This window comes from Kitasatospora sp. NPDC058162 (genome assembly GCF_042884005.1).
GTDB lineage: Bacteria > Actinomycetota > Actinomycetes > Streptomycetales > Streptomycetaceae > Kitasatospora.
In genome coordinates this window covers 13,296-39,411 of sequence record NZ_JBHVUS010000050.1, presented here as the reverse complement: position 1 = coordinate 39,411, position 26,116 = coordinate 13,296, and the positions used below count along the sequence as shown (strand labels likewise).

General features: G+C 74.4%; 24 protein-coding genes and 1 pseudogene. 13 read left to right on the top strand and 12 right to left on the bottom strand.

Going from position 1 to position 26,116, the window contains the following annotated elements; translation table 11 throughout:
* The 5 genes from ACFVXG_RS42660 to manA all read left to right on the top strand — a co-directional run bounded on the left by ACFVXG_RS42660 (position 1) and on the right by manA (position 7,620).
* Positions 1–900 (top strand): carbohydrate ABC transporter permease, encoded by a 900-nt coding sequence (locus tag ACFVXG_RS42660; RefSeq protein ID WP_387935891.1) that lies wholly within the window; start codon positions 1–3, stop codon positions 898–900.
* 51 nt (positions 901–951) lie between these two features.
* Positions 952–2,217 carry a glycosyl hydrolase gene (locus ACFVXG_RS42655; RefSeq protein ID WP_387935890.1) on the top strand — a complete coding sequence of 422 codons (1,266 nt, stop codon included), beginning with the start codon at positions 952–954 and terminating at the stop codon, positions 2,215–2,217.
* A gap of 51 nt (positions 2,218–2,268) precedes the next feature.
* On the top strand, positions 2,269–5,352 hold the full coding sequence (locus ACFVXG_RS42650; RefSeq protein ID WP_387935889.1) for an alpha-mannosidase: 3,084 nt from the start codon (positions 2,269–2,271) through the stop codon (positions 5,350–5,352).
* A 121-nt stretch (positions 5,353–5,473) separates the two neighbouring features.
* Positions 5,474–6,406: an ROK family protein gene (locus tag ACFVXG_RS42645; protein WP_387935888.1), complete on the top strand. Its 933-nt coding sequence runs from the start codon at positions 5,474–5,476 to the stop codon at positions 6,404–6,406.
* Positions 6,407–6,429: 23 nt separating this feature from the next.
* On the top strand, positions 6,430–7,620 hold the full coding sequence (gene manA / locus ACFVXG_RS42640) for a mannose-6-phosphate isomerase, class I (protein ID WP_387935887.1): 1,191 nt from the start codon (positions 6,430–6,432) through the stop codon (positions 7,618–7,620).
* Positions 7,621–7,650: 30 nt separating this feature from the next.
* Here manA and ACFVXG_RS42635 read toward each other — a convergent pair whose 3' ends face one another.
* The 9 genes and pseudogenes from ACFVXG_RS42635 to ACFVXG_RS42595 all read right to left on the bottom strand — a co-directional run bounded on the left by ACFVXG_RS42635 (position 7,651) and on the right by ACFVXG_RS42595 (position 15,722).
* A complete protein-coding gene (locus ACFVXG_RS42635; RefSeq protein ID WP_387935886.1) occupies positions 7,651–8,046 on the bottom strand; it encodes a DUF2267 domain-containing protein in 396 nt (131 codons plus the stop codon).
* Positions 8,047–8,427: 381 nt separating this feature from the next.
* Positions 8,428–9,009, bottom strand: a complete 582-nt coding sequence (locus tag ACFVXG_RS42630; protein WP_387935885.1) for an acyl-CoA thioesterase — start codon at positions 9,007–9,009, stop codon at positions 8,428–8,430.
* Entirely contained in the window at positions 9,006–9,317 is a 312-nt protein-coding gene (locus tag ACFVXG_RS42625; protein ID WP_350503116.1) for a hypothetical protein, read from the bottom strand. The genes ACFVXG_RS42630 and ACFVXG_RS42625 overlap by 4 nt, the downstream gene beginning before the upstream one ends.
* Before the next feature lie 266 nt (positions 9,318–9,583).
* Complete coding sequence (locus ACFVXG_RS42620; protein WP_387935884.1) at positions 9,584–10,597, bottom strand: DUF6528 family protein; 1,014 nt, start codon at positions 10,595–10,597, stop codon at positions 9,584–9,586.
* A gap of 69 nt (positions 10,598–10,666) precedes the next feature.
* A pseudogene (locus ACFVXG_RS42615) lies at positions 10,667–12,058 on the bottom strand (NAD(P)/FAD-dependent oxidoreductase).
* A 105-nt stretch (positions 12,059–12,163) separates the two neighbouring features.
* Positions 12,164–12,646 (bottom strand): flavoprotein, encoded by a 483-nt coding sequence (locus ACFVXG_RS42610; protein WP_387935883.1) that lies wholly within the window; start codon positions 12,644–12,646, stop codon positions 12,164–12,166.
* A 108-nt stretch (positions 12,647–12,754) separates the two neighbouring features.
* Positions 12,755–13,114 carry a hypothetical protein gene (locus ACFVXG_RS42605; RefSeq protein ID WP_387935882.1) on the bottom strand — a complete coding sequence of 120 codons (360 nt, stop codon included), beginning with the start codon at positions 13,112–13,114 and terminating at the stop codon, positions 12,755–12,757.
* Positions 13,115–13,156: 42 nt separating this feature from the next.
* Positions 13,157–14,626 (bottom strand): hypothetical protein, encoded by a 1,470-nt coding sequence (locus tag ACFVXG_RS42600; RefSeq protein ID WP_387935881.1) that lies wholly within the window; start codon positions 14,624–14,626, stop codon positions 13,157–13,159.
* Positions 14,627–14,714: 88 nt separating this feature from the next.
* Positions 14,715–15,722, bottom strand: coding sequence for an FAD-dependent oxidoreductase (locus tag ACFVXG_RS42595; RefSeq protein ID WP_387935880.1), 1,008 nt, complete (start codon positions 15,720–15,722; stop codon positions 14,715–14,717).
* 184 nt (positions 15,723–15,906) lie between these two features.
* Between ACFVXG_RS42595 and ACFVXG_RS42590 the strand changes: the two genes are divergently transcribed.
* The gene (locus ACFVXG_RS42590) at positions 15,907–16,815 is read left to right on the top strand and encodes a LysR family transcriptional regulator (protein WP_387935879.1); all 909 of its coding nucleotides are present in this window, start codon (positions 15,907–15,909) and stop codon (positions 16,813–16,815) included.
* 61 nt (positions 16,816–16,876) lie between these two features.
* On the opposite strand, the gene ACFVXG_RS42585 is transcribed toward ACFVXG_RS42590, so the two are convergent.
* The gene (locus tag ACFVXG_RS42585; protein ID WP_387935878.1) at positions 16,877–17,362 is read right to left on the bottom strand and encodes a cysteine/serine endopeptidase inhibitor; all 486 of its coding nucleotides are present in this window, start codon (positions 17,360–17,362) and stop codon (positions 16,877–16,879) included.
* A gap of 277 nt (positions 17,363–17,639) precedes the next feature.
* Here ACFVXG_RS42585 and ACFVXG_RS42580 point away from each other — a divergent pair, with 277 nt between their 5' ends.
* From ACFVXG_RS42580 to ACFVXG_RS42570, 3 genes are all read left to right on the top strand, one after another.
* The gene (locus ACFVXG_RS42580) at positions 17,640–17,843 is read left to right on the top strand and encodes a hypothetical protein (protein WP_387935877.1); all 204 of its coding nucleotides are present in this window, start codon (positions 17,640–17,642) and stop codon (positions 17,841–17,843) included.
* 245 nt (positions 17,844–18,088) lie between these two features.
* Positions 18,089–18,742, top strand: coding sequence for a 4'-phosphopantetheinyl transferase (locus ACFVXG_RS42575; RefSeq protein WP_387935876.1), 654 nt, complete (start codon positions 18,089–18,091; stop codon positions 18,740–18,742).
* Between the two features lie 42 nt (positions 18,743–18,784).
* On the top strand, positions 18,785–19,168 hold the full coding sequence (locus ACFVXG_RS42570; RefSeq protein ID WP_387935875.1) for a barstar family protein: 384 nt from the start codon (positions 18,785–18,787) through the stop codon (positions 19,166–19,168).
* A gap of 24 nt (positions 19,169–19,192) precedes the next feature.
* On the opposite strand, the gene ACFVXG_RS42565 is transcribed toward ACFVXG_RS42570, so the two are convergent.
* Entirely contained in the window at positions 19,193–19,876 is a 684-nt protein-coding gene (locus ACFVXG_RS42565) for a polysaccharide deacetylase family protein (RefSeq protein ID WP_387935874.1), read from the bottom strand.
* Between the two features lie 493 nt (positions 19,877–20,369).
* Here ACFVXG_RS42565 and ACFVXG_RS42560 point away from each other — a divergent pair, with 493 nt between their 5' ends.
* Positions 20,370–22,031 carry a CehA/McbA family metallohydrolase gene (locus ACFVXG_RS42560; RefSeq protein ID WP_387935873.1) on the top strand — a complete coding sequence of 554 codons (1,662 nt, stop codon included), beginning with the start codon at positions 20,370–20,372 and terminating at the stop codon, positions 22,029–22,031.
* Between the two features lie 217 nt (positions 22,032–22,248).
* Entirely contained in the window at positions 22,249–22,752 is a 504-nt protein-coding gene (locus tag ACFVXG_RS42555) for a hypothetical protein (protein ID WP_387935872.1), read from the top strand.
* A 14-nt stretch (positions 22,753–22,766) separates the two neighbouring features.
* Here the strand turns inward: ACFVXG_RS42555 and ACFVXG_RS42550 are convergent, their stop codons facing one another.
* The gene (locus tag ACFVXG_RS42550) at positions 22,767–23,276 is read right to left on the bottom strand and encodes a DinB family protein (RefSeq protein ID WP_387935871.1); all 510 of its coding nucleotides are present in this window, start codon (positions 23,274–23,276) and stop codon (positions 22,767–22,769) included.
* 414 nt (positions 23,277–23,690) lie between these two features.
* Between ACFVXG_RS42550 and ACFVXG_RS42545 the strand changes: the two genes are divergently transcribed.
* Positions 23,691–24,503, top strand: coding sequence for a class I SAM-dependent methyltransferase (locus tag ACFVXG_RS42545; protein WP_387935870.1), 813 nt, complete (start codon positions 23,691–23,693; stop codon positions 24,501–24,503).
* 141 nt (positions 24,504–24,644) lie between these two features.
* The gene (locus ACFVXG_RS42540) at positions 24,645–26,081 is read left to right on the top strand and encodes an MFS transporter (RefSeq protein WP_387935869.1); all 1,437 of its coding nucleotides are present in this window, start codon (positions 24,645–24,647) and stop codon (positions 26,079–26,081) included.
* Positions 26,082–26,116 lie beyond the last annotated feature (35 nt).

Genomic DNA, 26,116 nt, shown 5'->3' with positions numbered 1-26,116 from the left:
GTGACCACCCTCCGTCCCAAAACCAACCCCACCCCCGAGACCACTCCCCGCGCCAAGCCCGCCCGCGGCTTCAACACCCCCACCCGCGGACAGACCGCCGCCCGCTACCTGCTCCTGGTGCTCGTCCTGCTGCTGGTCATCGGCCCCTTCCTGTGGCAGCTGTCCACCTCCCTCAAGGGCCCCACCGAGGACGTCTACACCCGCACCCCGAGCTTCCTGCCGGACCAGCCCACCCTGGGCAACTTCGGCACGGTCGCCGACACCATCCCGGTGTGGACGTACGCCCTCAACTCGGTGATCGTCGCCGCCGTCTGCATCACCGGCAACGTGGTCGGCTGCACCCTGGCCGGCTACGCCCTCGCCCGGCTGCGCTTCCGCGGCGCCCGGCTGGTCCTGGGCCTGTTCCTGGCCACCCTGGTGCTGCCCGGCGAGGTCACCATCGTCTCCCAGTACGTGCTGGTGCGCGGCCTGGGCCTGGCCGACAGCCTGGCCGGCGTGGCCCTGCCCGGGGCGATCGCGATGCTGAACGTGCTGCTGATGCGCACCGCCTTCGCCGCTGTCCCCGCCGAACTCGACCAGGCGGCGCTGGTGGACGGCGCCAACGTCTGGCAGCGGCTGTGGCACATCGGCCTGCCGAACGTGCGCGGCATGCTCAGCGTGATCGTCATCTTCACCTTCATCGGCGCCTGGGACGACTTCCTCTGGCCGCTGATCGTGCTCAACGACCCGCAGAAGTACACCCTGACCGTCGGACTCCAGTACCTCAACGGCACCTTCTCCGCCAATCCCCGGCTGATCGCGGCCGGCACCATGATCGCCTTCCTGCCGATCGTCGTGGTGTTCGCCGTCTGCCAGCGCTTCTTCTTCAAGGGCGTCGAGGAGGGAGCCGTCAAGGGCTGAGGCCCCAAGGGCACACCGTCCGTACGCCCCTTCCCAGTTGAGGTAGCCCCCGTGACCACCACCCCGCAGGCGCCGCGCTTCGGCGTCAACTACACGCCCAGCAAGGGCTGGTTCCACCACTGGCTGGACTTCGACCTCGACGCCGTGCGCGCCGACTTCGACTCCGTCGCCGCCCTCGGCCTGGACCACGTCCGGGTCTTCCCGCTCTGGCCGCTGTTCCAGCCCAACCGCACCCTGATCCGCCCGCGCGCCGTCGAGCAGCTGACCGCGCTGGTGGACGCGGCCGGCGAACGCGGCCTGGACGTCGCGGTGGACGGCCTCCAGGGCCACCTGTCCTCCTTCGACTTCCTGCCCGCCTGGACGCGGACCTGGCACCGCCGCAACCTGTTCACCGACCCGGAGGTCCTGGACGGCCAGTCCGCCTACCTGCGCACCCTCGCCGGCGCGCTGCGCGAGCGGCCGAACTTCCTCGGGATGACGCTCGGCAACGAGATCAACCAGTTCTCCGGCGCCCCGCACCCCGACCCCGACCGGTGCACCCCCGCCGAGGCGGAGGCCTGGCTGCGCCGGATGCTCGCCGCCTGCGAGGACGGCGCGCCCGGGCGGCTGCACCTGCACGCCTCCTACGACGCGGCCTGGTACCTGGACGAACACCCGTTCACCCCCTGGCACTCGGCCCGCCTCGGCGCCGCCACCGCCGTGCACTCCTGGGTGTTCAACGGCACCGCCCAGCGCTACGGCGCCCACTCCACGGCCACCGCCCAGCACGCCGCGTACCTGGTCGAGCTCTCCAAGGCCTGGGCGGACGACCCGGCCCGCCCCGTCTGGCTGCAGGAGGTCGGCGCGCCCGCCCCGCACATCACCGCCGGGGACGCGGCCCGGTTCACCGGCGCCACCGTCGAGGCCGTCCTGGACTGCCCGGACGTCTGGGGGATCACCTGGTGGTGCTCCCACGACGTGGACCGCTCGCTCGCCGACTTCCCCGAACTGGAGTACAGCCTCGGCCTGTTGACCACCGACCGGGCCGTCAAACCGGCTGGCGCCCGGCTCGCCGAGGCCGCCGCCGAGGCCCGCCGCCACTGGCAGCCGCCCAAGCCGCGCAGCACCGCCGTGGTGGTCGCCACCGGCGACGAGGTCACCTCCCCCCGCCGCGCGGACTGCGGCCCCGGCGGCCCGGTGTACGAGGCCTTCATGCGCCTCGCCGAGGCCGGCGCCCGCCCGACCACGGTGCTCGCCGAACGCGCCGGGGACGCGGCGCACCTGGCCGCGCGCGGCATCACCGAGGTGGTCCACCCCGCCGACGTACGTTCTCTGTAGCCGTCCTCCTCTGTCCACCTGCCCTCGCCGCACGCAACGGAGCCTGCCGACATGCACGATGACCGCACCCTCGTCGAGTCCCGCCTCAAGCGCGTCCTGGAGGAGCGCATCCTCCCGGCCGTGTACCCCGAGTCCGTCCCGCTGGAGGTCGGCATCTGGACCGCCCCCGGCGAGCCCGTCCCGGTCGCCGAGGGGCTGGCCGCGCCGCGCACCCCGATCGCCGTCGGCGACGCCTGGGGCGCGCCGTGGGGCACCAGCTGGCTGACGGTGTCCGGCACGGTGCCGCAGGCCTGGGCCGGGCGGACGGTCGAGGCGCTGATCGACCTCGGCTTCGACGCCAACATGCCCGGCTTCCAGTGCGAGGGCCTGGTCTACCGCCCGGACGGCAGCCCGGTGAAGGGCCTCAACCCGCGCAACCAGTGGGTGCGGATCGCCGCCCCGGCGGCCGGCGGGGAGCAGGTGCTGCTGCACGTCGAGGCCGCCGCCAACCCGGTCATCCTGGACTACCACCCCTTCCTGCCCACCGAGTTGGGCGACAAGGAGACGGCCGGCGACCGGCCGCAGTACAGGCTCGCCCGGATGGACCTCGCGGTCTTCGACGACACCGTCTGGCAGCTCTCGCTGGACCTGGAGGTGCTCGGCGAGCTGATGGCCGAGCTGCCGGTGGACGGCGCCCGGCGCTGGGAGGTGCTGCGCGCGGTCGAGCGCGCCCTGGACGCGATCGACCTCCAGGACGTCAACGGCACGGCCGCCGCGGCCCGTTCGGAGCTGACCGCGGTACTGGCCGCACCCGCCGCGGCGTCCGCGCACCGGATCAGCGCGATCGGCCACGCCCACATCGACTCGGCCTGGCTGTGGCCGCTGCGCGAGACGGTGCGCAAGGTGGCCCGCACCACCGCCAACATGACCGCCCTGCTCGAGGACGAGCCGGAGTTCCGCTACACCATGTCCCAGGCGCAGCAGTACGCCTGGATCAAGGAGCACCGCCCGGAGGTGTACGCCCGGGTGCGCAAGGCGGTCGCCGAGGGCCGGTTCGTGCCGGCCGGCGGCATGTGGGTGGAGTCCGACACCAACATGCCGAGCTCGGAGGCGATGGCCCGTCAGTTCGTGCACGGCAAGCGGTTCTTCCTGAAGGAGTTCGGGGTCGAGAACCGCGAGGCCTGGCTGCCGGACACCTTCGGCTTCACCGGCGGCCTGCCGCAGATCATCCGCAACGCCGGCTCCAAGTGGCTGCTGACCCAGAAGATCTCCTGGAGCCAGGTCAACAGGTTCCCGCACCACACCTTCCTCTGGGAGGGCATCGACGGGACGCGCATCTTCACCCACTTCCCGCCCGTGGACACCTACAACTGCTCCATGAAGGGCAGCGAAATCGCCCACGCGGCCCGCAACTTCAAGGACAAGGGGGTGGCCCGGCACTCGATCGCCCCGACCGGCTGGGGCGACGGCGGCGGCGGGACGACCCGCGAGATGGTCGCCAAGGCCGCCCGGCTGCGGGACTTGGAGGGCTCGGCCACCGTCCGCTGGGAGAACCCCGCCGAGTTCTTCACCAAGGCCGAGGCCGAGTACCCCGACCCGCCGGTCTGGGTCGGCGAGCTCTACCTGGAGCTGCACCGGGCCACCCTGACCAGCCAGGCGAAGACCAAGCAGGGCAACCGGCGCAGCGAGAACCTGCTGCGCGAGGCCGAACTCTGGTGCGCCACGGCCGCGTTGCGCACCGGCGCCGAGAGTGCAGACGCCTCGGGCGCCGGTACCGAGGAGTCTTACGAGTACCCGTACGAGCAGCTGGACCGGATCTGGAAGACCGTGCTGCTGCACCAGTTCCACGACATCCTGCCTGGCTCCTCGATCGCCTGGGTGCACCGCGAGGCCGAGGCCACCTACGCGGCGGTGGCGCAGGAGCTGGAGGGGCTGATCGGCGCCGCCCAGCAGGCGCTGGCCGGATCGGCGGACGGTGGAAGGGAGTTGGTGTTCAACGCGGCTCCCCACGCCCGTTCGGCCGTCCCGGCGGGCGGCGCCGCCGTCGCCGTCACCGCCGGTGCGCCCTGCACGGTGGTCGAGCGGCCCGGAGGCGGGTTCACCCTGGGCAACGGCCTGCTGGAGGTGGTGGTCGACGCCGACGGGCTGATCACCTCGGTGGTCGAGCGGTCCAGCGGCCGGGAGACCGTCGCCCCCGGCAGCCGCGCCAACCTGCTCCAACTGCACCCCGACTTCCCCAACATGTGGGACGCCTGGGACGTGGACCGGTTCTACCGCAACACCGTCACCGACCTGACCGCTGTCGACTCCCTCACCGCCACGGCCACCGGCGACCGGGCGAGCGTCCGGATCGAGCGCTCCTTCGGCTCCTCGACCGTCGTCCAGACCCTCACCCTGCGCGCCGGCGAGCAGCGGCTCGACCTCGACACCGAAGTCGACTGGCACGAGACCGAGAAGTTCCTCAAGGCGGCCTTCCCGCTGGACGTCCACACCGAGCGCTACGCCGCCGAGACCCAGTTCGGCCACCTCTACCGGCCCACCCACACCAACACCAGCTGGGACGCCGCCAAGTTCGAGGCCTGCAACCACCGCTTCGTCCACCTGGACGAGCCGGGCTGGGGCGTGGCCCTGGTGACCGCCTCCACCTACGGCCACGACGTCACCCGCACCGTGCGCCCGGAGGACGGCGGCACCACCACCACGGTCCGCTTCTCGCTGCTGCGCGCCCCGCGCTTCCCCGACCCGAAGACCGACCAGGGCCGGCACCGCTTCCGGCACGCGCTGGTGCCCGGCGCGGCCATCGGCGACGCCGTCCGCGAGGGCTACCGGATCGGCCTGCCCGAGCGGCGGGTCACCGGCAGCGCCGAGCGGGTCGCGCCGCTGGTCGAGGTGGACCACGACGCCCTGGTGGTCAGCGCCGTCAAGCTCGCCGACGACCGCAGCGGCGACCTGGTCGTCCGGGTCTACGAGGCCGGCGGCGGCCGCGCCCGGGGCCGGCTCACCACCTCCTTCCCGCTGGCCGGCGCCGTCCCCTGCGACCTGCTGGAACGGCCCTGGGACGGCACCCGCGGCGAGGTCGCGGTCGAGGACGGCGCGGTGCGGCTGGCCCTGCGGCCGTTCGAACTGGTCACCCTGCGGCTCAGCGCCGCCCGCTGACCCGCTGGCCCCCGCACCAACCGTCCCGCTGACCAACCGACCCGCGCACCGACCGTCCCGCTACCGTGGGAGCGCCCCGGCCCCGCCCGGCCGGGGCGCCGCCGACCCCCTGGAGCCCGCCATGCCGCCCACCCCGCTGTTCGCCGCCCTCGACATCGGCGGCACCAAGATCGCCGGGGCGCTGGTCGACGGCGACGGACGGCTGCGGCACCGGCTCCAGCTGCCCACCCCCGCCCGGGAGCCGGGCCCGGCCGTGCTCGCCGTGGTGCACAAGGTGCTGGACCAGCTCGCGGGCACGCCCGACTGGGCCGCCGTGACGGCCGTCGGCGTCGGCAGCGCCGGACCGGTCGACCTCGTCGACGGCACCGTCAGCCCGGTCAACATCCCCGGCTGGCGCGGCTTCCCGCTGGTCGCCGAGGTGGCCGCGCACCCGGCGGTGGCCGCCCGCACGCTGCCCGTCCACCTCGCCGGGGACGGCGTCGCGATGGCCGCCGCCGAGCACTGGCAGGGCGCCGCCCGGGGCGCCGACAACGCGCTCTGCCTGGTGGTGTCCACCGGCGTCGGCGCCGGACTGGTGCTGGACGGCGCCGTCCGCCCCGGCCCCAGCGGCAACGCCGGGCACCTCGGCCACATCACCGTCGACCTCGACGGCGAGCCCTGCCCGTGCGGCTCCCGCGGCTGCCTGGAGGGCCTGGCCAGCGGCACCGCGATCGCCCGCCGGGCCCTCGCCGACGGCTGGCGGCCGCCCGGCGCGGACACCACGGCCCGCGCCGTGGCCGCCTCCGCCGCCGCGGGCGACCCGCTCGCGCTGGCCTCCTTCGACCGGGCCGCCCAGGCGCTGGCCGCCGGGATCGCGGCCACCGCCGCCCTGGTCGACCTGCACCGGGTGGTGGTCGGCGGCGGCGTCGCCACCGCCGGGGAGGTGCTCTTCGCCCCGCTCGCCCGCCACCTGGACCGCTACGCCGCCCTGTCCTACATCCGCGGACTGGACGTGCGCCGCGCCGAACTCGGCACCGACGCCGGGCTGATCGGCGCGGCGGCGATCTGCCGCTGACCGCCCCTCGGGAGACCCCCGGCATGCCCCCCTACGCCCTGCTCGACAACCCGGTCCGCCGCTACCCCTGGGGCTCCCGCACCGCCGTCCCCGCCCTCACCGGCACCCCGCCGGACGGCACCCCGCAGGCCGAACTGTGGATGGGCGCCCACCCCTCGGCGCCCTCCCGGGCGGGCGGCCGACCGCTCGACGCCCTGATCGCCGCCGACCCGGACGGCCTGCTCGGGCCGGCCACCGTACGCCGGTTCGGCCCGGAACTGCCGTTCCTGTTCAAGGTGTTGGCCGCCGACCGGGCGCTCTCCCTGCAAGTCCACCCGAGCCGCGCCCAGGCCGCGGCCGGGTACGCCGCCGAACAGCTCCGGGGCGTCCCGGCGGACGCCCCGGAACGGGTGTACAAGGACCGCTCCCACAAGCCCGAACTACTGTGCTCACTGGGCGACTTCGAGGCCCTCTGCGGCTTCCGGCCGCCGGCCGCCACCGCCCGGCTGCTGGACGCCCTCGGCGTGCTCGCCCCCTGGGCGGCCGCCCTGCGCGAGCGGCCCGCCGCCGAGGCGCTGCCCGCGCTGCTGCGCCGGGCCCTGGCCGCCGGGGAGCCCGAACTCGCCGAGGTCACGGCGGCCCTGGGTCGCACCGCGACCGCGTCCGCCACCGCCGACGGCCCGTACGCCGAGGCGTTCGCCGCGTACGCCCGCCTCGCCGACGAGTACCCCGGGGACCGGGGGCTGCTCGCCGCGCTGCTGCTCAACCACGTCCGACTCGGCGCCGGACAGGCGCTGTACCTGGCCGCCGGGGTGCCGCACGCCTATCTCCGGGGCGTGGGCGTCGAGTTGATGGCCAACTCGGACAACGTGCTGCGCTGCGGGCTCACCGGCAAGCACGTCGACGCGGCCGGCCTGCTGGCCGTCACCGACTTCCGGGCCGCCGGGCCCGTCCTCCTCGACGCCCGCCCGCTGAACGCCGTCGAAGCCGAATTCCCCTCCCCGGCAGGGGAGTTCCGGCTCTCCCGGCTGCACCCGTCGGCCGTTCCCGTCCGCGTCGAGCTGCCCACGCCGCAGATCCTGCTCTGCACCGCGGGCCGGGCCCGGCTGCACGCCCCCGGACACCCCGGCCTCGACCTGCCCCGGGGCGCCGCCGCCTACCTGCGCCCGGGCGCCGGACCGGTCGAGCTGACCGGTCCGGGCGCTGAGCTGTTCCGGGCCACCACAGGCCGTTAGAGACCGGCGATTCCCGCCGGGAGGACGTGCTCAGGCGGGCAACGGGTGCCCGAAGAGCAGGTCGTAGCCGTCCGGCAGCTGCTCGATCACCCGGTCGACCAGTTCCCCCGGGACGAGGTCGGCCATCGTGCTGAGCACCGCCCCGATGTCCCACGGCACCGTCGCCGTGGTCGCCCCACCGATCCAGCCCACCACGGCCTCCACGAAGCGCTCGGCGGTCAGCGGCTCGGCGGCGGGCCGGGCGTCCCGGAGCAGCGAGGCGTACGTGCCGGGCAGCGCGTCCGCGAGCTCGCTGCGCTCCGCGCCCACCAGGTGCTCGCCCAGCAGGCCGAGCACGACCCGGACGGCGTGGTCCGCCTCCGCCTCGCCCCGGTACTCGCCGCGCTCCACGACGCGCGCGAGGAAGTCCTCCCAGGAGATGGTCATCGCGTCCTCCTTCCGGTCGGCGGGACCGGGCCGGGCCGGCGGCCGATGGTCCGGGAGGGGCTGCCTCATCGCAGCCCGTGACCGCCGGGGGACGTACCGGTTCCCGTGCTGCTCAGCGTACTGCGGTCCGGACCGGGCGGACCCGCCGGTACGGGCGGCGGCCGGACTCCCGAACGGAACCCTGACGCCGTCGTCGGGTGCCGTCGGGCGCTGCGGAAGACAGGGCCGGGAACGGGGCCGGGAACGGGGCCGGGAACCGGGCCGAGAACGGGGCCGGGAATCGGGCCGGGAATCGGGCCGGACCGACGGATCGACGCCGTTGTCGATCACGCCGCCGGCCCGCGCCGTCACCGGCACGGGGGCCCACGGGTCGGCGGGCGGTCAGCCCGCCGAGGTGCGGCACCGTCTGCGCGGACCGCGCGGCAGGCCCACCCTGCCACCGGACCGGGCCGGTACCCGCTGGGCCGGCGCCGTCGCCTTGGCGGCGGCAGCGGCGGCCGGACCCTCGCCACGCACCGTGTCCGACGCCGCGCCGGACGCCGAGACCGACATAAACGCCGCCAGAAAGCGCCGCTCGCTCTGGCTCAGTTTGCGCGAGCGCCCGGATTCCTGGTCCCGGGCGACCACCACGGTCCGCGCCCGCATAAAGGTGAGCGGCTCGCGGCAGACATTCACCTCGACATGGGCGGAACTCCGCCCGAGCTGCTCCACCGTCAGCCGCACCGACAATGGCTCGGGGCGGTGGTGCAACTGCTCCAGGTAATCGATCTCGTGCCGCGCGATAATGAATCCGGACGGGAACAGCGATTCCCGTACGGCGGTCGCGTGGTGGCAGAACAGGTCGTAAATCCCCTCCTGGATGTAGCCGACCAGCCGGGCGTTGTTGATGTGCCCGTTCTCGTCGACGTCGCTCCACCGGGTGGGGCAGGACAGCACGTGCGCGCCCGGGTGCAGCGCGCTCACTGCTGCGTCAGCCCGGCCGCGGCAGCGGTGGGCAGCAGCGCCCGCTGCAACCTGGCGTAGTAGCCGGACTGTTCGGCGGCCATCCGGGCCGCGGTCCAGCCCTCCTCGGCGGCCTCGGCGGCCGCCTGGACGACGAGGCTGTCGAGCACCACGTCGACCGACCGGCAGAGTTCGGCGACCGCCGCGAGCCGTTCGGTGACATCCGCCGTTCCGGCCGCATTCCTGGCCGGGAAAGCGGCCAGCGAGTCGACCGCGAGCTGCAGATCGTCGATGACGTCCGACCGGATTTCCTCCGGGGAATTCCTCATGCTTTTCTCCAGGACCAATTCGAGCCATTACGGCCCGGTAACTGACGTTCGAATACACCCTGATCGGTGTCGGCCCCCCGACGCCTTCGACGCTATCCCAGTCGACGCGGGTCCGCAGATGGTTTTCGGACCGCGACGGGAAACTGACTTCCATCGGAGTAGTTTGCGGGGGTACACAATATGCCCTGTCAGCCGAATGCGGTAAGCAGAACGGGTGATATCACCGACGCGCCGAGCAAGATCGACTACCGTGCGTCATGAATCTGCTAATAGGAGCTCCACCAGCGCGCCTTGTACAGCCGCGCGCCGGTCAACTTCCACGTCCCCTCCGGGCGGTGCAGCCGGATCACCGAGGTGCACCAGTCGCACGGGCCGCTGTGATCGGGGGCCGCCGTCAGCAGCCGACCGGTGCCGGCGGGGTCGTCGCCGATGCTCTTGACGTCCCGCTCGGCGGCAGGATCTGCGCCCGGATCCGCGGCCGGATCCGCGGGATCGGCCAGATGGACGGGGGTGAACCCGTCGGCGGCGGGGTCGTACTGCCAGAGGCCGTTCAGGGTGCTCACCCAGAACCGGCCGGGCGCGCCCAGGACGGGCGCGAGGTCATGGCCGCCCTGGTCGGGCAGCGGCGCGCTGCGGACGGCGGTCAGGGTCGGCGCGTCCGGGGTCCCGCCGACCCGCAGCCCGGTCAGCTCGCCGTCGCCGAGCACCCAGAGCAGGCCGGTCCGCCCGTCCCAGTGCACCCCGTGCGCGCCGGGGAGCGGGAAGGTCGCATGGGCGGTGGCCCGGGAGCCCTGCGAGGCGGCGTACAGCCGCACCCACCCGCCGGCGCTCGCGGCGACCGCGACGTTGCCGTCCGGGAGCAGCTCGATGCTGTGCGGGTTGACCTCCCCGCCGAGGTCCGCCGCCCAGCGGCTGGCGCCGGTGGCGGTGTCGACGACGGCGGCGAGCCCGCCGGAGGCGGTGGTCAGCAGGTAGCGGCGGCCCTCCAGGGTCCGGCTCTTCACCTCGTCCGGGTCGTCCCAGCTCTGCTCGGGGTCGAGGTCGCCGAGTTCGGGCGCCCGGTCGGCCGTCCAGGACCACACGACGGGCGGACGGTCGACGCCCTGGTACGCCATCAGCTCCTCGACCCCCCGCAGGACGAGGACGCGGCGGGACGCCTGGTCCACGACGGCCACCTCCTCGGCGGGCGTACCGGAGGCAGTGGACACGGCGTACGCGCGGCTCGCGGGCGCACAGAGCAGCAGGGCCAGGCACAGGGCCGGCAGGGTTCTCCTCAGCACGCCCCCACGGTGCGCGCCGCACGGCGGGCCTCCCGGCAGCCCAGCCGCACCCCTCGGCCGAACGGCCCGTCAGATTCGCCCGGACACCCGGTCCGCCGCCCGGGCGATCGGCGAGGTGGTGGCCCGCCCGGCCGCCTCCTGCCGGTCGGCGGCGTGGTACGCGGCTTACATCGCCCGCACCCCCAGCCAGCGCAGCGGCTCCGGCTCCCAGCGCCGCACTGTGTGTCCCACCCAGGGCAGCCCGGTCAGCTCGGTGTCCCGCCCGAGCACCAGGTCGCACAGGGTGCGGCCGGCCAGGTTGGTCGTGGTCACCCCGCTGCCGACGTACCCGCCCGCCCAGCCGAGCCCGCTCGACCGGTCCAGGTCCACCGTCGCGCACCAGTCCCGGGGGACGCCCAGCACGCCCGCCCAGGCGTGGTCGATCCGGGCCTGCGCGGCGGCCGGGAAGAACCGGTCCAGGATCCCGCGGAGCTGGCGCACCGTCTCCACCTGGGTGCTCCCGTCCGAGTCCGTCCGCGACCCGAAGCGGTAGGGCACGCCCCGCCCGCCCAGCGCGATCCGGTCGTCGGCGGTCCGCTGGGCGTACATGTAGGCGTGCGCGAAGTCCCCGAGCACCTCCCGGCCCTGCCAGTTGACCTCCGCCCAGAACTCGGCGGGCAGCGGCTCGGTGGCGACCATCGCCGAGTTCATCGGCAGCCAGGTCCGCCGCTCGCCGCGCAGCCCGGCGGTGAATCCCTCGGTGGCGCGCAGGACTTGACCGGCCGTGACCGTCCCGTACGGGGTCACGGCGCGCGGGCGACGGCTCCCCCGGCCGGGAAGGACCGCCGTGACCGGCGTCCCCTCGTACACCTCGACGCCCAGGCCCCGCACCACCCGTGCCAGCCCCCTGACGAGCTTCGCCGGCTGGATCCGCGCACCGTACGGGGACCAGGCCCCGCCCCGGACGTCCGTGACGCCGATCCGCTCCGCCGCCTCCTTCGCGGAGAGCTCCTCCACCCGGCCCTCGCCGTAGCCGCGCTCGGCCTCGACGTACTCCCTCAACCGCGCCAACTGCGGCGCGCTCCGGGCCACTTCCAGCACCCCGCCGCGGACCACGTCCGCCTCGATCCGCTCGGCGGCCGCCACCTCGACGACCTCCCCGACCGCCGCGTCCATCACCCGCTGCATCGCCACCGCGCCCGCGCGCCCGTACTTCCTCGCGAAGGCACCGCGCCCGGCGAAGCCGTTGTACAGCCACCCGCCGTTGCGCCCCGAGGCCCCGTAACCGCAGAAGCGGCGCTCCAACAGGGCGATCCGCAGGGAGGGTTCGGCCTTCTTCAGGTAGTAGGCCGTCCACAGCCCGGTGTACCCGCCGCCGACCACGCACACATCGACATCGGCGTCCCCCGGCAGCGCGGGCCCCGGCTCCGGCACCCCGCCCGCCGCGTACCAGAACGACACCCCACCGTTGACCGCTGCCACCGGAACCTCCCACACCGTCGCCGACCTGCCCGGACGCTACTCCGGGCCGATCACGACGGAACACCCGCACACTGCCAGGATCCGGGCGCCCGCCCAGCCACCCTGTCAGTCCCCCAGCAGCTCCAGCACCCGCGTCCAGCTGTACGCCCCCGGCACGAAGTCCGCGACCCGCACCCCCATCCGCCGCAGCCGCGCCAGGCTCTCCTCGTACGCCGGATGCGCCGCCTGCGCCGTACTCAGGCACGGCTGCACCGCCACCGGGATCCCCCACCCGTACGACTCGCACAGGATGCCCAGCGCCAGCGTGTCCGAGATCCCGGCGCTCCACTTGTTGATCGTGTTGAACGTCGCGGGGGCGACCACGATCGCCTCCGGATCCGGCAACGGCCGGGGCTCCCCGGGCTTCCGCCAGGCCGACCGGATCGGGAAACCCGTCTGCTCCTCGATCGCCCCGACGTCGATGAACCCCATGGCGAGCGGAGTCGCCACCACCCCCACCTCCCACCCCCGCCCCTGCGCAGCGGCCACCAACTCGCCCACCCCGCCCGCCACTCCGGCCGCACACACCACCACGTACAGCATCGGCATCGCCCGAACTCCCCTCTCAGCACCGCCGGCGCACCGGCGCCCCTCCTCGTCGTCCCCCGCCACCGGCCTGCCCGTGCCCGCGCTGCCGCAGGCACGGGCAGCCCCCGATCAGAGCGGCACGGCGTCCGGGTAGTGCTGCCGCAGTTCCGCGAGGACGCGCTCGTCGGCGGCCCGGACCTCCCACAGCGAGCTGTCGAACTCCGTGAGCACCACCACCGGCTCGCCCCCGGCGAACCCGGTGGCCTCGGCGTCGACCAGTTGGACGGCCGGGGAGACCAGGGCGAGCAGCGTCGGGGTGTCCATGCCCTCCCCCGCCGAGCGGCGCTCCAGCTCCGCCGTGAGGTCCCACCGCTCGTCACACTCGACCCGCCACCGCAGCCCGTGGCCGGAACCGCCCAACCGGCCCAGCACTTCGGCCAGGGTCACGTAGTGCGGCCCCCGCCACGCCTGGAAGGTGATCCCCTTCATCCCCGCTCCCGTCATGTGCTCCCCTTCGTTCAGCTGCACAGATCAGGCCAGGATCCGCGCCGGGGGGACCACCGAGGCCGGTGAGCACTGCGGGGAGGTGCGGCAGACGGTGAGCGGCCGGGGGTTGACGCCGTCGAGGACCTGGACGGACCACAGGACCGGGTAGCTGCCGCCGCAGATGCCGCAGGTCGGGGGTGGCGGCGGGGCGAAGTCCCCGGGCGGCGGGCCGAAGCCGGGCGGGGCGGCGGGCGGCGCCGGTATCGGGGCAGCGGTCGGCATCGGCGGGACGGCGGGCGGCGGGGGAACCGGCGGAACCGAAGGAATCGGCGGAAGCGGCGGAACCGGCGGCATCGGAGGCGGCGCCACACCCCACACCGTGAGCCCCGCCACCAGCGCCCCGAAGTCGTACCCGCACTCCCCGCAGGTGATCAGCGCCCCCTCCGTGCGCATGCCCCCGCACCCGGGGCAGAACGTCACCGCGTGCTCGTCGGCCTCGGTGCTCTCGCAGCGCGAGCAGATGAAGTCCGGTTCGACCTTGCGGTGTTGGAAGAAGGCCCCGAAGAGCTGGAAGGCGTTGACCTCGCCGTCCTTGCCGTGCGCCGCGTGCAGCACGGACGTGACCATCTTCAGCCGCCGCCTGCGCTCCCGCGCCCGCTGGAGGTCCAGGTTCACCACCTTGGTCTGCCGGCAGTCCCGGCAGGTGCACAGGGTCCGGACCGGCAGCCGGCAGCGGATGCCGTACTGCCGGTACAGGAACTCGAAGGCCGGGCGCTGTTCGCTGCCGACCCGCACGTCCACCACGCCGACCCCGACCGCCGCCAGGCTCCCCTCGACGGCGACGGCCAACCGGGCCACCTCGGCGGCGAGTTGTTCCGGTACGCCGTCCGGTCGGCTGCTCATCATCACCGGGATCGCCAGCAGGCCGGCCAGGGCCGCCCGGTCCAGGGCGAGGACGCCCTCCCGGGAGTGGAAGACGGCGCCCTGGACGCCGCCCCACAGGGACGGCCCGGTGGCCCGGGGGGCGCCGGACAGCCGGTCGTTGATCAGGGCGGTGACGCCGCCGACCACCCGCTGGCCGGTCTGGTGGTGCCGCGCGAGCGCCTCCGCCTGCGGTGCGCTGGCCCACCAGCGGGGCTGGGGGAAGCCGGCCGCCGCCTCGGGGTCCAGGCCGGTCAGTGCCCGGTCGAGGGCAAGCAGCGTGCCCTGGTACGCCGTCACGTACGGGTTCTGCACGCCCAGCGCGACCACCGAGACGGACCGGTCGGTCAGGTGCACCGACACCGTGGTGGAGTGGTCGTCGACGGGGGCGAGCTGCAGCCGCACCGCGAGCGGGACTTCGTCGGGCAGCAGCATCGCGGAGCGGACGGCCGAGCCGCGCCGGGCCTCCACCACGGTGGCCTGCTCCGAGGTGACCTGGTAGCCGAGCGAGCGCAGCGCCTCCACGGCGGCGATCCGGACGCGTCCGGCGTCGGCGCGGACGCGGCGCTCGGCGTCGAGGGTGATCGAGGCCAAGACTCCTCCGCGGGAATGGATTTCGGTACGGAACGACCGCACGACGGTCCGGGAGTCTAGCCATGGATGGCCACACCCGCAGGACGATTCATCGGATTGGCGCACCGGCTCCCACCAGCCGCGCCACCGCGTCCGCGCACCCCCAGCTCAGCGTCACGCCCGCCCCGCCGTGCCCGTAGTTGTGCACGATCCGCAGCCCGTCCGCCGTCTCCTCGGCCGCCAGCCGCACCCCGCCCCGGCGGTCGGGCCGCAGTCCGACCGGGCAGCCGGTGATCTCGGCGCCGCGCAGTTCGGGGACGTGCGCCGCGCACCGGGCGAGGATCGCCTCGGCCGTCGCCCGGTCGCCGCCGAGGTCCCAGCTGCCCTCCTCGAAGGTGCCGCCGAGGACGACGTCGCGGCTGCGCGGATGGACGTAGGTGTACCCGGCCGGGTCGTCCTGGATCCGCAGCGAGGCCCGCAGGCCGGGGTTGCGCACCAGGACGAGCTGTCCGCGCACCGGCCGCACCGCGTCGTCCCCGCACAGAGCGCGGGCGCCGAGGCCGGAGGCGTTGACGACCACGGGCGCCCAGGCGCGGGCCTGGTGGAGGGTGTCGAGCCGCCGGTGGACGACCTCGCCGCCGCCGTCGAGGAAGCGGCCGAGCAGCCAGGGCAGGTAGAGCGGCATCTCGACCGTCGGGGCGGTGAACCGCCAGCCGTCCGCGTAGGCCGGGGCGAGGTCGGCCGGCCCCAGTCGGCGCAGGTCGGGGACGCCGGCGCCCCACCAGGGGGTGCCGTCCTCCTGCCGACGGTGCGCGGGCATCCAGGTGTCGCGCAGGACGACGCCGGGGGCGCCGGCCCGGGCCTGCCGGGCGAGTTCGGCGTAGGTGGCCGCGGACCAGGCGGCCACCCGCTCGCCCGCCGCCACGCCCACCGGGTACCAGACGGCGGCCGCCACGGCCGAGACCGTCGACAGCAGGCCGTCCGCCGTCACCACCACGACCCGCAGGCCCTGCTCCTGGAGGCGCAGGGCCGTGCTGAGCCCGATGATCCCGCTGCCGATCACCACCACGTCCGCGTCCGCGTTCCCGTGCGCGCCCACGTTCCCGTCCAGATCCACCGTGATCCCCTCCTCCCGGCCCGCCGACCGATCTGGCCGCGGCGGCCGGATTCCAGATAAGCGGGGCACGCCGGGAGGCGTCCAAGACCGGTTGCGTCCCCCGCCGATAAGGCGCCCTTATCGCCGCCGGTGGACGGCCCGGAGGCCGGGAACCGGCCCCGCACGGCGGGCCTATCATCGGCCGATGGACCTCCGTCGCATGCGTTACTTCTCCGTCCTGGCCGAGGAGTTGAACTTCACCCGGGCCGCCCGCCGACTGCGGGTGGCGCAGCCCGCACTGAGCCAGCAGATCAAGGCGCTGGAGCGGCAGCTCGGCGTGCAGCTGGTGGAACGCACCAGCAGGGGCTGCACCTTGACCCCGATCGGCGGCGCGGTCGCCGAGGAGGCCCGGCAGCTGCTGCGCCAGGTGGCCGAGGCGGACCGGCGGATCACGGCGGTGGCCCGGGGGCGGCAGGGCAGCCTGCGGGTGGCGTACACCCGCTCGGCGCGCGGCGGCGTCTCGGACACCCTGATGGGCGAGTTCCGCGGCCGTTACCCCCGGGTGGAGGTCGCCCTGCAGACCGGCTGGACGGCCCACAACGTCGACGAGCTGCTCGCCGGGCGGCTGGACGCGGCCTTCGTCCGTCCGCCGCTGGATGTCCCCGAGCTGGCCTGCCGGGTCATCGCGGAGGAGGAACTGCTGGTCGCGGTGCCGAGCGGCCACCCGCTCGCCCGGGGCCGCGGCCGGCTCGACCGGGGCAGCATCCGGGACGAACCGGTGGTGCTGTGGCCGCGCGGGAACGGTCCCGGGATGCACGCGTCGATCACCGGGCAGCTCTGGCCCGACCGGCCGCCCCGGATCGTCCGCGAGGAGCCGGACGACGAGCAACTGCTGCTGGCGGTGGCGGCGGGCCACGGCATCGCGCCCATCCCGGAGGGCCGGGCGCGGGTGTTCCGGATACCCGGCGTCAGCCTGCGCCGGATGGCGCGCCCGGTGCCGACGGTCACGCTGGGCCTAGCGCACAATCCGCGGACGGCCTCCCCGGCGGTCCAGCTGCTGCTCGCCATGGCCCCGCAGCTCGGCGCCACGGACCCGACCGCAGAGGGGAGTTGACGGCCGCCGGGCCCACCCCCGCAGGCACGGCGGGGGTGGACCCGGCGGCCGTCGGCGGCGCTCAGCCGATGGTCGAGCCGGTGACGGGCTCGGACAGCGCGACGGTCTTGCCGTTCGCCCCGGTCTTGACGAACTGCCAGGTGAGGCCGTTGATCACGCCCTTGTCGAGCGGGGCCAGCTTGGCGAAGGCGGGCTGGCTGAGGTCGATGTGACTGGAGTCGCAGGACGGACACTGGTCCTTCACCGGGACGGTGATGGTCTTGCCCTGGTAGGTCACCTTGACCGAAATGCCCTTGCACACCGGGTCGTTGTTGGGGTTGGCGGTGGTCCACCAGGTGTGCGAGACGGCGACCAGCAGCTGGTTGGAGGCGTTGATCTGGGTGCCGCAGGCGCCGTAGCCCGCGTCGGTGTAGTAGGTGGCCTTGCCGGTCATCGGCTTGTTGATCGGTATCGCGGCACTCGCGGAGCCCGCCGTGAGGGCGATGAGGGCGGCGGCCGCGAGCGGGGCGCCCGCGAGGATCCTGAGGTTCTTGCCGATGGCGCGCATGGTTCGTTCCCTCCGGTTCGACGGTCCCGGGCGCTGGCCATGGGCATGACATGAGCAACTCGACGGCGCCGCACCGCAGTTCGACGACCGTTCGATGCCCACCCGGTGAAGGGAACGTATGCGCTCCTCCTCGGCGTGGTCCAGACCTCCCCGGTGTTGCCATCAACACAAGGCAAGGATCTTTACCAATGCGGCCGAAGGGGCGAAGATGCGTGACCGCGACGCCACGGAGGGTGTTGACAGGCCGTCACCCCCGCCCGCCCCGGAGGCCCGCCCCATGCGCACCGCACTCGCCGCCCTGCTCCTCGGCGCCGTCCTGACCCCGGCCGTCGCCGCCCCCTCGGCCGCCGCGGCGGCCAGCCCGGCGAACCGAGAGGTGAACCAGGGCTACAGCATCCCGGTCGGCGGCGTGACCGACCTCGGCGCGCTGCCCGTACTCGGCAGCCTCGGCCTGGACTTCGCCCACCTGCTCGGGCAGTGACGGGCGGCAATCACCGACCCGCCCCCGGACAGGCCCCGACCCCGGCTCACTTGAACGCGCCCCCGCGCCCCCGCGCCGTACCACCCGGAGACGATCGCCCGGTCCCCGCGCGCGGCGGCCGCCGTGTTCAACTGAGCCGGGCCGCCCGCTCCCCATTTGCCGAAGATCACGGACCGGGGCCGCCCGCCCCGGCTAGGCTCGATCCGCGCGGCGTCCGCCCGCGCTGTCGACCCAGGGGGGAACGCGTGATCGGGGACCTGCTGCCGGACGTCGTGGTGACCGAGGTGGCCTACGACGACCCGCCCGAGGCGCAGCTGGAGCCCGCCGAGGAGGCCGCCGTAGCCCGCGCCGTGGACAAGCGCCGCCGCGAGTTCACCACCGTCCGCCACTGCGCCCGCACCGCGCTGGCCCGCCTCGGCGTGCCGTACCGCCCGCTCGTCCCGGGCCTGCGCGGGGCGCCGAGCTGGCCGGACGGCGTGATCGGCAGCCTCACCCACTGCGACGGCTTCCGCGCGGCCGCCGTGACCCGGGCCGGCACCCTGGCCTCGATCGGCATCGACGCCGAGCCCGCGCTGCCGCTCCCCGAGGGCGTCCTGGAGTCCGTCGCCCTGCCCGTCGAGCAGCAGCGGCTGGCGAAACTCGCCGCCGACCACCCGGACACGCCGTGGGACCGCATCCTGTTCAGCGCCAAGGAGTCGGTCTACAAGGCCTGGTTCCCGCTCACCCAGCTGTGGCTGGACTTCCACGAGGCCGAGCTCGACCTCTCCCCCGACGGCACCTTCACCGCCCGACTGCTGGTGCCCGGCCCGGTGGTCGGCGGCCGCCGGCTGGACGGCTTCGACGGCCGCTGGGCGGTGCGCGACGGGCTGCTCGCCACCGCGATCGCCGTCCAGCCCTAGGGAGTGTCTTGCGGTTCGCCGCCCGGGCATATCCTCGTCCCCGTGACGGTGACTTATGTGATCGACGGCGGGAAGATCGGCACTCTCGAGGACTTCTGGGACGAGGTCGGTCGCAAGATCGGCGCGGACGGCTACTTCGGCCGCAACCTGGACGCCTTCGCCGACTGCCTGAGCGGCGGCTTCGGCACACCCGACGACGGCGACTACGTCATCGAGTGGCGCGACCACGAGACCTCCCGCCGCAACCTCGGCTACCAGGAGACGGTCCGCCAGCTGGAGCTGCGGCTCCCCCGGGTGCACCCCACCAACCGCGAGAACGTCGCGGCCCGGCTGGCCGACGCCCGGGCGGGCAAGGGCCCGACGGTCTTCGACTGGCTGGTCGACATCATCGAGGAGCGGCACCCGGGCGGCCTGCGCCTGGCGTAGCCGACGGAGGCCCCCCGGGGCAGCTCAGAGCGCGTCGGACAGCCGGACGAACCGCCGCCCCGCCGCCAGCAGCCCCGGCAGCGCGGCCGCCACCCCGCGGGCGGTGCCGCGGCCCGGCTGGTTCATGTGCCCGATGACGATCGCCCCCGGCGGCGCCGACGCGACCTCCTGCCGCACCTCGGCGGCCGGGAGGGTCGCCCCGCCGTCCGCGTTCACGGTGAACCCGGCGATCCGTTCGCCCAGGTCGGCGACCACCCGGACGGCGACGTCGTCGTAGTACGCGGTGCCGGACCGGAAGAACCGCGGCGGGCGCCCGAGCAGCTCGGTCAGCTTGTGGGCGTTGCCCGCGACCTCGTCGTACACCTCGCCGACCCCGCCGGTGCCGGCGATCCCCTCCGCCGAGCGGCCGGTCACCGAGAGCGGGCGGTGGACGGTGCCGTGGTTGCCGATCTCGAACAGCGGGTCGGCGGCGAGCTGCTCGAAGGTGTGCGGATTGGCGTCGATCCAGCGGGCGTTCAGGAACAGCGTGGCCGGGACGTCGTGGGCGCGCAGGAAGTCGATCAGCTCGGCGTCGTAGCGGCTCCCGCCGGGGCCCCCGCAGGCGTCGAAGGTGAGCGCCGTGGCCTGCTGTCCCTCCGGCAGCCCGGTGACCACCCCGGGGAGGTCCAGGCCCCACGCGGTCGGCGCCAGGGCCGCGTAGCGCTGCACCAGCTCGGCCCGGCCGGGCTCCCGGGGCGCCGTGGGCGCGGCGGACGAAGGCGCGGCGGACGAGGGCGCAGCCGACGCCGTGGCTGAGGCCGATGCCGACACCGCCGCCGTGGCCGTATCCGCAGCGGGCCCGGTGACCGCCGGCGAGACCGCCCCGCCCCCCTCCGGGGCCCGCCCCCTCCCGCACCCCGCCAGCGCGCCCCCCGCCACCGCCGCCGTCAGCAACGCCCGCCGACTCAGTGCCACACCAGCCTCCCGCCCGACCCGTCGCCACCCGGCGCCACCGTCATCCGTCATACCGACCCATATCGGCTCATACCGTCGATCACATGACCATGAACGGACCAATCGCCACTCCCCGCAACTCGCCCCGCCCCGCCCCCCGGGCCCCTTTCACCGACCCGCCCCACCCCGGTGGGCCCCGCCTCACCCCGGGTTCACCCCCCGGGGTAGGCGAACCGACGGACCCGCCAACCCCAGCCCGGAGGCCCCGATGCCCGCCGACCCCACACCGCCCTCACACCCCACACCCCACTCGCACCCCGCAGAGCCGACCGACCCCGCCGAACCGACCAACCCCGCCCGCCGCGACCTGCTCCGCACCGGCCTCGCCACCGGAGCCGCCGCCGCCCTCGGCCTGGCCGCCACGGTCGGCGCCGTCGGCACCGCCTCCGCCGCCCCGAGCCGGGACGCGGACACGACGGACCCGACCGACCGCACCCTCACCCTCACCGGCCACCTCCCCACCGGCTGCCCCGACTTCGTCTACCTCCCGCTCGAAGTCCCCGACGGCGTCCGCGAGATCGCCGTCTCCTACGGCTACGACAAGCCGCCGGTCCCGGCCGGCACCCCCGGCAACTCCTGCGACATCGGCATCTTCGACGAACGCGGCACCGACCTCGGCGGCGACGGCTTCCGCGGCTGGTCCGGCGGCTTCCGCACCGAGTTCGCCCTCGCCCGCGACACCGCCACCCCCGGCTACCTCCCCGGCCCGATCAACCCGGGCACCTGGCACATCGCCCTGGGCCCGTACCAGGTCGCCCCGCAGGGCCTGGACTACCACGTGCAGGTCACCCTCCGGTTCGGCGAGCCGGGCCCGGAGTTCACCCCGGCCTACCCGCCGGAGCGGGCCCGCGGCCGCGGCCGGGCCTGGTACCGGGGCGACTGCCACCTGCACACCGTGCACTCCGACGGGCGCCGCCTGCCCGAGGAGGTGGCCGCCGGGGCCCGCGCGGCCGGCCTGGACTTCATCGTCTCCACCGACCACAACACCAGCTCCTCGCACGCCGTCTGGGGCCCGCTGGCCGGCCCCGACCTGCTGATCATCCCCGGCGAGGAGATCACCACCCGCAACGGCCACTGGCTGGCCCTGGGCCTGGAGGCCGGCCGGTTCGTCGACTGGCGCTACCGCTCCCGTGACGAGGAGTTCCCGCGCTTCGTCCGCCAGGTCCACCGCTCCGGCGGCCTGGTGGTGCCCGCGCACCCGTACTGCCCGTACGTCGCCTGCCAGTGGAAGTTCGGCTACGAGCAGGCCGACGCCGTCGAGGTGTGGAACGGGCCCTGGACGTACGACGACGAGTCGGCCGTCGACACCTGGGACTCCCAGCTCGCCGTGGCCCTCCGGGGCGGCGGGGACGGCGACCGCTCCTGGCGGCCCGCGATGGGCAACAGCGACGCCCACAGCGCCCCCCAGGTGATCGGCCTCCCGCACAACGTCGTCCTCGCCGAGGACCTCACCCGCGACGCGGTCCTCGACGGGCTGCGCGCCGGGCGCAGCTGGCTGGCCGAGTCCGCCGCCGTCAGGCTCGACCTCACCGCCACCGGCGGCGGCCGCCAGGCGGGCATCGGCGAAGAGCTGACCGTCCCGGCCGACGCCCCGGTGGACGTCCGGCTCGCCGTCTCCGGCGTGCCCGGCGGCACCGTCCGGCTGATCACCGACGAGGGCCAGATGCACCAGGAGTCGCTGCCCGCCGGCGGCTCCGGCACGGTGGTCTGGCGCACCACCGCCTCGCTCGCCGCCTACGTCCGCGCCGAGGTGCGCCACCCGAGGGCCGACGGGACGCCCGGCAAGGGCAACACGATGGGCGAGGAGCTGCCCTGGGGCCCGATGGCGGCCCTCACCAACCCGATCGTGCTGCGCGCCGAGGAGCGCTGAGACCGCCCGCCGACCTGCCCACAGGCCGGGAGGGGACGACTCGGACCACCCGTTTGGACTAGGTTGATCCCCGAAACACATCAGTCGTAGGGACGAGGCGGTCGGCTGTCCGCATCCGGGCCGACCGGCTCCTTCGCGCTCCCACCGCCTCGCCCCGGCTGTCCGACCGAACCCGTCCGAACCCGACCGTCCCCGGCCCGTGAAGGGATCAGCAGCTGTGAACCGTACGACCGTAGGTGGGCCGGAGCTCGGGGGCGGCCGGGGCGCCGGGGGCGTCCTCGTCCTCGTCGACCCCGCCGGGGCCGCCGGCGCAGGAGCGGGCGGCAGCCCGGTCGCGGAGCTGCTCGTCCGGGAGCTGCACCCGAGCGTCCACCTGCGGACGGACGACTTCCTCCAGGTCATCCGCAACGGCCGGCTGTCGGCGCACCAGCCCGGGGCCGACCGGCAGGACGTCACCGCCCTCGCGGCCGCCGCCCAGGCCGCCTTCGCCTACGCCACCGGCGGCTACCAGGTCGTCGTCGAGTGCACCGGCACCCCGGCCACCCTGGACACCTTCCGCCGCGAGAGCCGCACCACCGGCGCGGCCCTCCACCACGTGGTCCTCACCACCGCGGCCGCCACCACCCCGTACGAGCTCGACACCTCCGCCCTCACCACGGAGACCACCGCCAAGTCGGTCCTCGACGCGCTCGCCGTCCGCACCCACCTGCTCGGCTGGTAGGACCGGCCGGGGCGTCAGACCCCGACCGTGCCGTCGATGGCCTCGCGCAGGAAGTCCGCGTGCCCGTTGTGCCGGGCGTACTCGTGGATCAGGTGCAGCATCACCAGTCGCAGCGACACCTCGGCCTCCCAGCGCGGCTGGTAGCCGGTGACGTCGAGCGAGGGGGCCGCCAGCTCGATCCGGCGGGAGTGCTCGACCTCGGCCCGCCAGGCGTCGAAGGCCTCGGCGCGGGTGGCCCCGGTGGCGTCGTAGGCCACCTGGTAGTCGTTCTCCTCGGACCAGACCAGCGTGATCGACTCCCCGTTGATCACCTTGCGGAACCAGGTGCGCTCCACCTCGGCCATGTGCCGCACCAGCCCGAGCAGGCTCAGCGTGGACGGCGGGCTGGAGCACTGCCGCAGTTGCTCGTCGCTCAGGCCCTCGCACTTCATGGCGAGGGTCGCCCGGTGGAAGTCCAGGAAGCCGCGCAGCATCTCCCGTTCGCCGCCGGTCAACGACGGTACGGGCCGGTCCTCGGTGCTCATGGGGGTCGTGCTCCTCGTGCTCGCGCCCTGGGGCGGGTCCGGTCGACTACCGGGCGGACTCCGGCGGACTCTAGCGAACGCGGACCCCCGCCGGACACCGGGTTTCCACGCCCCGTCAACCCCGAACCCGCGTCGTCACGTACCGTGTTCGGACCACCACAGGTTTGGGTACGTACCTCGGCGCGCCCGACCGCCGGGCGTGAACCGAGCAGGAGACCCGACCACCCATGGACCACAACCACATCCCCCCGACGGTACGCCGGACGTACGGCACCGACGACCTCAGCACCGCCCCCTCCTTGGGCGGGGGGACACCCTTGCACCCTAGCTGACCTGCGCTCTTGGCAGGACCGATATCGCGGAACCCGCTCCACCGAGCCCCCGACTACACGCCAGCCCAAGGAACCGAAGCCCATGAACCAGGACCACATCCCCCCGACCGTGCGCCGGACCTACGGCACCGACGATCTCGCCAAGGCTGCCAGCTTCGCAGGCGGGTTCATCAACTTCGGTGACTGGCACGGCATCGACCTGACCGCCCCCACCCCCGACGACCGGGTGCACAGCCAGGAGCAGCTCTACCGCCGGGTGCTGAACGCCTTCCCGGAGCCGCGCGGCCAGCTGCTCCTGGCCGAGGTCGGCTGCGGCCGCGGTCTCGGCGCGGCCCTCGCACTACGGGAGTTCCGCTTCGCCACCGTCACCGGCGTCGACATCCACCCCGACCAGATCGAACGCGCCCGCGCCGTCAACGCCCGCGCCCTGGCCACCTATCCCGACCGCCTCGCCTACACCCTCGGCTCCGCCGACCGGCTCCCCTTCGCCGACGCCTCCCTGGACGGCCTCTACTCCGTCGAAGCCGCCCAGCACTTCCGCGAACTCACCGGCTTCGCCCGCGAAGCCGCCCGCGTCCTACGCCCCGGCGGCCGCCTCGTCGTCACCACCTTCTTCGCCGCCCCCGGCCCCGAGATCGCCGAACGCCTCAAGATCCTCCTCGCCAGCTTCGCCGACGGCCTCGACGTCGCCCACCCCCTCGACGACTTCACCACCGACCTCACCGACGCCGGCTTCACCCCCGTCACCACCGAATCCATCGGCCCCGACGTCTGGCCCGGCCTCGACCGCTACCTCACCGACACCGTCCCCACCGACCACTGGACCCGCAACTTCCTCCCCGCCTGGCGCCACGGCCTCCTCGACTACCACCTCATCACCGCCACCCGCACCTGAGCGGCGACCACACAGCACGCGACCCGTCCGCCTGGCGCCCGAACCGACAACGCCCTGCCTGGCACTGCCAGTGGTAGGCAGGGCGGGGGTAGGCACAGCCGGGTTCTGGCTGATCAACCCCGGTCCCACCAGGCTGGCAACATGACAACCGACACCGCCGCCGTCGCCGCCACGGCCCCGGCCGGCTCCGTGCGCATGACCGGCCGCCAGCTGACCGTCCTGGTGGTCCTGCTCGCCTCCCAGTTCATGATGGCGGCCGACTTCTCGATCCTGAACGTGACGCTGCCCCGGGTCGGGGTGGACCTCGGGTTCACGGCCGGGAACCTGCAGTGGATCACCACGATGTTCGCGCTCTGCGCGGCCGGCTGCACCCTGGTCTTCGGCCGGGTCGGCGACTACCTCGGCCGGCGCCGGATCTTCGTCGCTGGCATGGTGGTGCTCGCGGTCGCCTCGCTGATCGGCGGCATCGCCACCTCCCCGGCGCTGCTGCTGGTGGCCCGCACCCTCCAGGGCCTGGCCACCGCCGCCATCACCCCGGCCGCGATGGCACTGCTGACCACTTCCTTCACCGACCCCGCGCTGCGCACCAAGGCGCTCGGGCTGAACGGCGTCATGATGAGCTCCGGCTTCACCGTCGGCTCGATCCTCGGCGGCGTCCTCACCGAACTGCTCTCCTGGCGCTGGGCGTTCTTCATCAACATCCCGGTCGCCGTGGCCGCCGTGATCGTGGTCCCGATCGTGGTCCAGGAGAGCCGCGCCGAGACCCGTGGCCGGCTGGACCTGCCGGGCGCCCTGCTGATCACCGCCGGTCTGTTCGCCGGCATCTACGGCATCACCCGGGCCGCCGAGTCCGGCCTGGACGCCGTCGCCATCGGCACCCTGGTGGGCGCCGCCGTGCTGCTCGCCGTGTTCTGGGTGGTCGAGGGCCGCACCGAGGGCGCCCTGGTGCCGGTGCGCATCCTGCGCCTGCCGGACATCGCCCTGAGCAACCTCGGCGCGCTGTTCATCTTCGGCGGCGAGACCGCGATGATCTTCTTCACCGGCCTGTACGTGCAGAACGTGCTGGGCTACTCCTCGTTGGCCGCCGGACTCGCCCTGCTCGGGGTCGGCGCCGGCCAGATCCTCGGCGGCACCATCGGCCCGAAGATCGTCGGCAAGGTCTCCCCGCGCGTCCTGCTCGGCACCGCGCTCGCGGGCCAGGGCCTGTTCATGCTGCCCATGGTGTGGATGACGGACGGGTCGGTCTGGCTCGTCCCCGTGGTCGCCGCGCAGTTCGTCAACGGCGTCTTCTCGATGCTGGCGATGCTCTCCTTCATGGTGATCGCCACCTCGGCCGTCGACTCCTCGATGCAGGGCATGGCCACCGGCATGGCCACCCAGGCGCAGCAGGTCGGCATCGCCGTCGGCATCCCGCTGCTGAGCGCGGTGTTCGCCGCGAGCATCGGCGACGGGGGCGGCGCGGCCGACGAACTGTCGGGCATCCACCTCGCGCTGGCCGTCGACGCCGGGCTGCTCATCGTGGCCGGCCTGCTCCTGTGGGCGGCGCTGCGCCGGCGCACCACGGCGACCACCGGCTGATGTGGCCCGAAGACCGTCGGATCCCTGTTCAGCCC

Coding starts and splice junctions, on each gene's coding strand:
- ACFVXG_RS42645 (WP_387935888.1), top strand. CDS start 5,474: ATGCCGCCCACCCCGCTGTTCGCCGCCCTCGACATCGGCGGCACCAAG.
- ACFVXG_RS42625 (WP_350503116.1), bottom strand. CDS start 9,317: ATGAGGAATTCCCCGGAGGAAATCCGGTCGGACGTCATCGACGATCTG.
- ACFVXG_RS42560 (WP_387935873.1), top strand. CDS start 20,370: ATGCCCGCCGACCCCACACCGCCCTCACACCCCACACCCCACTCGCAC.
- ACFVXG_RS42585 (WP_387935878.1), bottom strand. CDS start 17,362: ATGCGCGCCATCGGCAAGAACCTCAGGATCCTCGCGGGCGCCCCGCTC.
- ACFVXG_RS42540 (WP_387935869.1), top strand. CDS start 24,645: ATGACAACCGACACCGCCGCCGTCGCCGCCACGGCCCCGGCCGGCTCC.
- ACFVXG_RS42605 (WP_387935882.1), bottom strand. CDS start 13,114: ATGAAGGGGATCACCTTCCAGGCGTGGCGGGGGCCGCACTACGTGACC.
- ACFVXG_RS42650 (WP_387935889.1), top strand. CDS start 2,269: ATGCACGATGACCGCACCCTCGTCGAGTCCCGCCTCAAGCGCGTCCTG.
- ACFVXG_RS42545 (WP_387935870.1), top strand. CDS start 23,691: ATGAACCAGGACCACATCCCCCCGACCGTGCGCCGGACCTACGGCACC.
- ACFVXG_RS42580 (WP_387935877.1), top strand. CDS start 17,640: ATGCGCACCGCACTCGCCGCCCTGCTCCTCGGCGCCGTCCTGACCCCG.
- ACFVXG_RS42590 (WP_387935879.1), top strand. CDS start 15,907: ATGGACCTCCGTCGCATGCGTTACTTCTCCGTCCTGGCCGAGGAGTTG.
- manA (WP_387935887.1), top strand. CDS start 6,430: ATGCCCCCCTACGCCCTGCTCGACAACCCGGTCCGCCGCTACCCCTGG.
- ACFVXG_RS42610 (WP_387935883.1), bottom strand. CDS start 12,646: ATGCCGATGCTGTACGTGGTGGTGTGTGCGGCCGGAGTGGCGGGCGGG.
- ACFVXG_RS42550 (WP_387935871.1), bottom strand. CDS start 23,276: ATGAGCACCGAGGACCGGCCCGTACCGTCGTTGACCGGCGGCGAACGG.
- ACFVXG_RS42635 (WP_387935886.1), bottom strand. CDS start 8,046: ATGACCATCTCCTGGGAGGACTTCCTCGCGCGCGTCGTGGAGCGCGGC.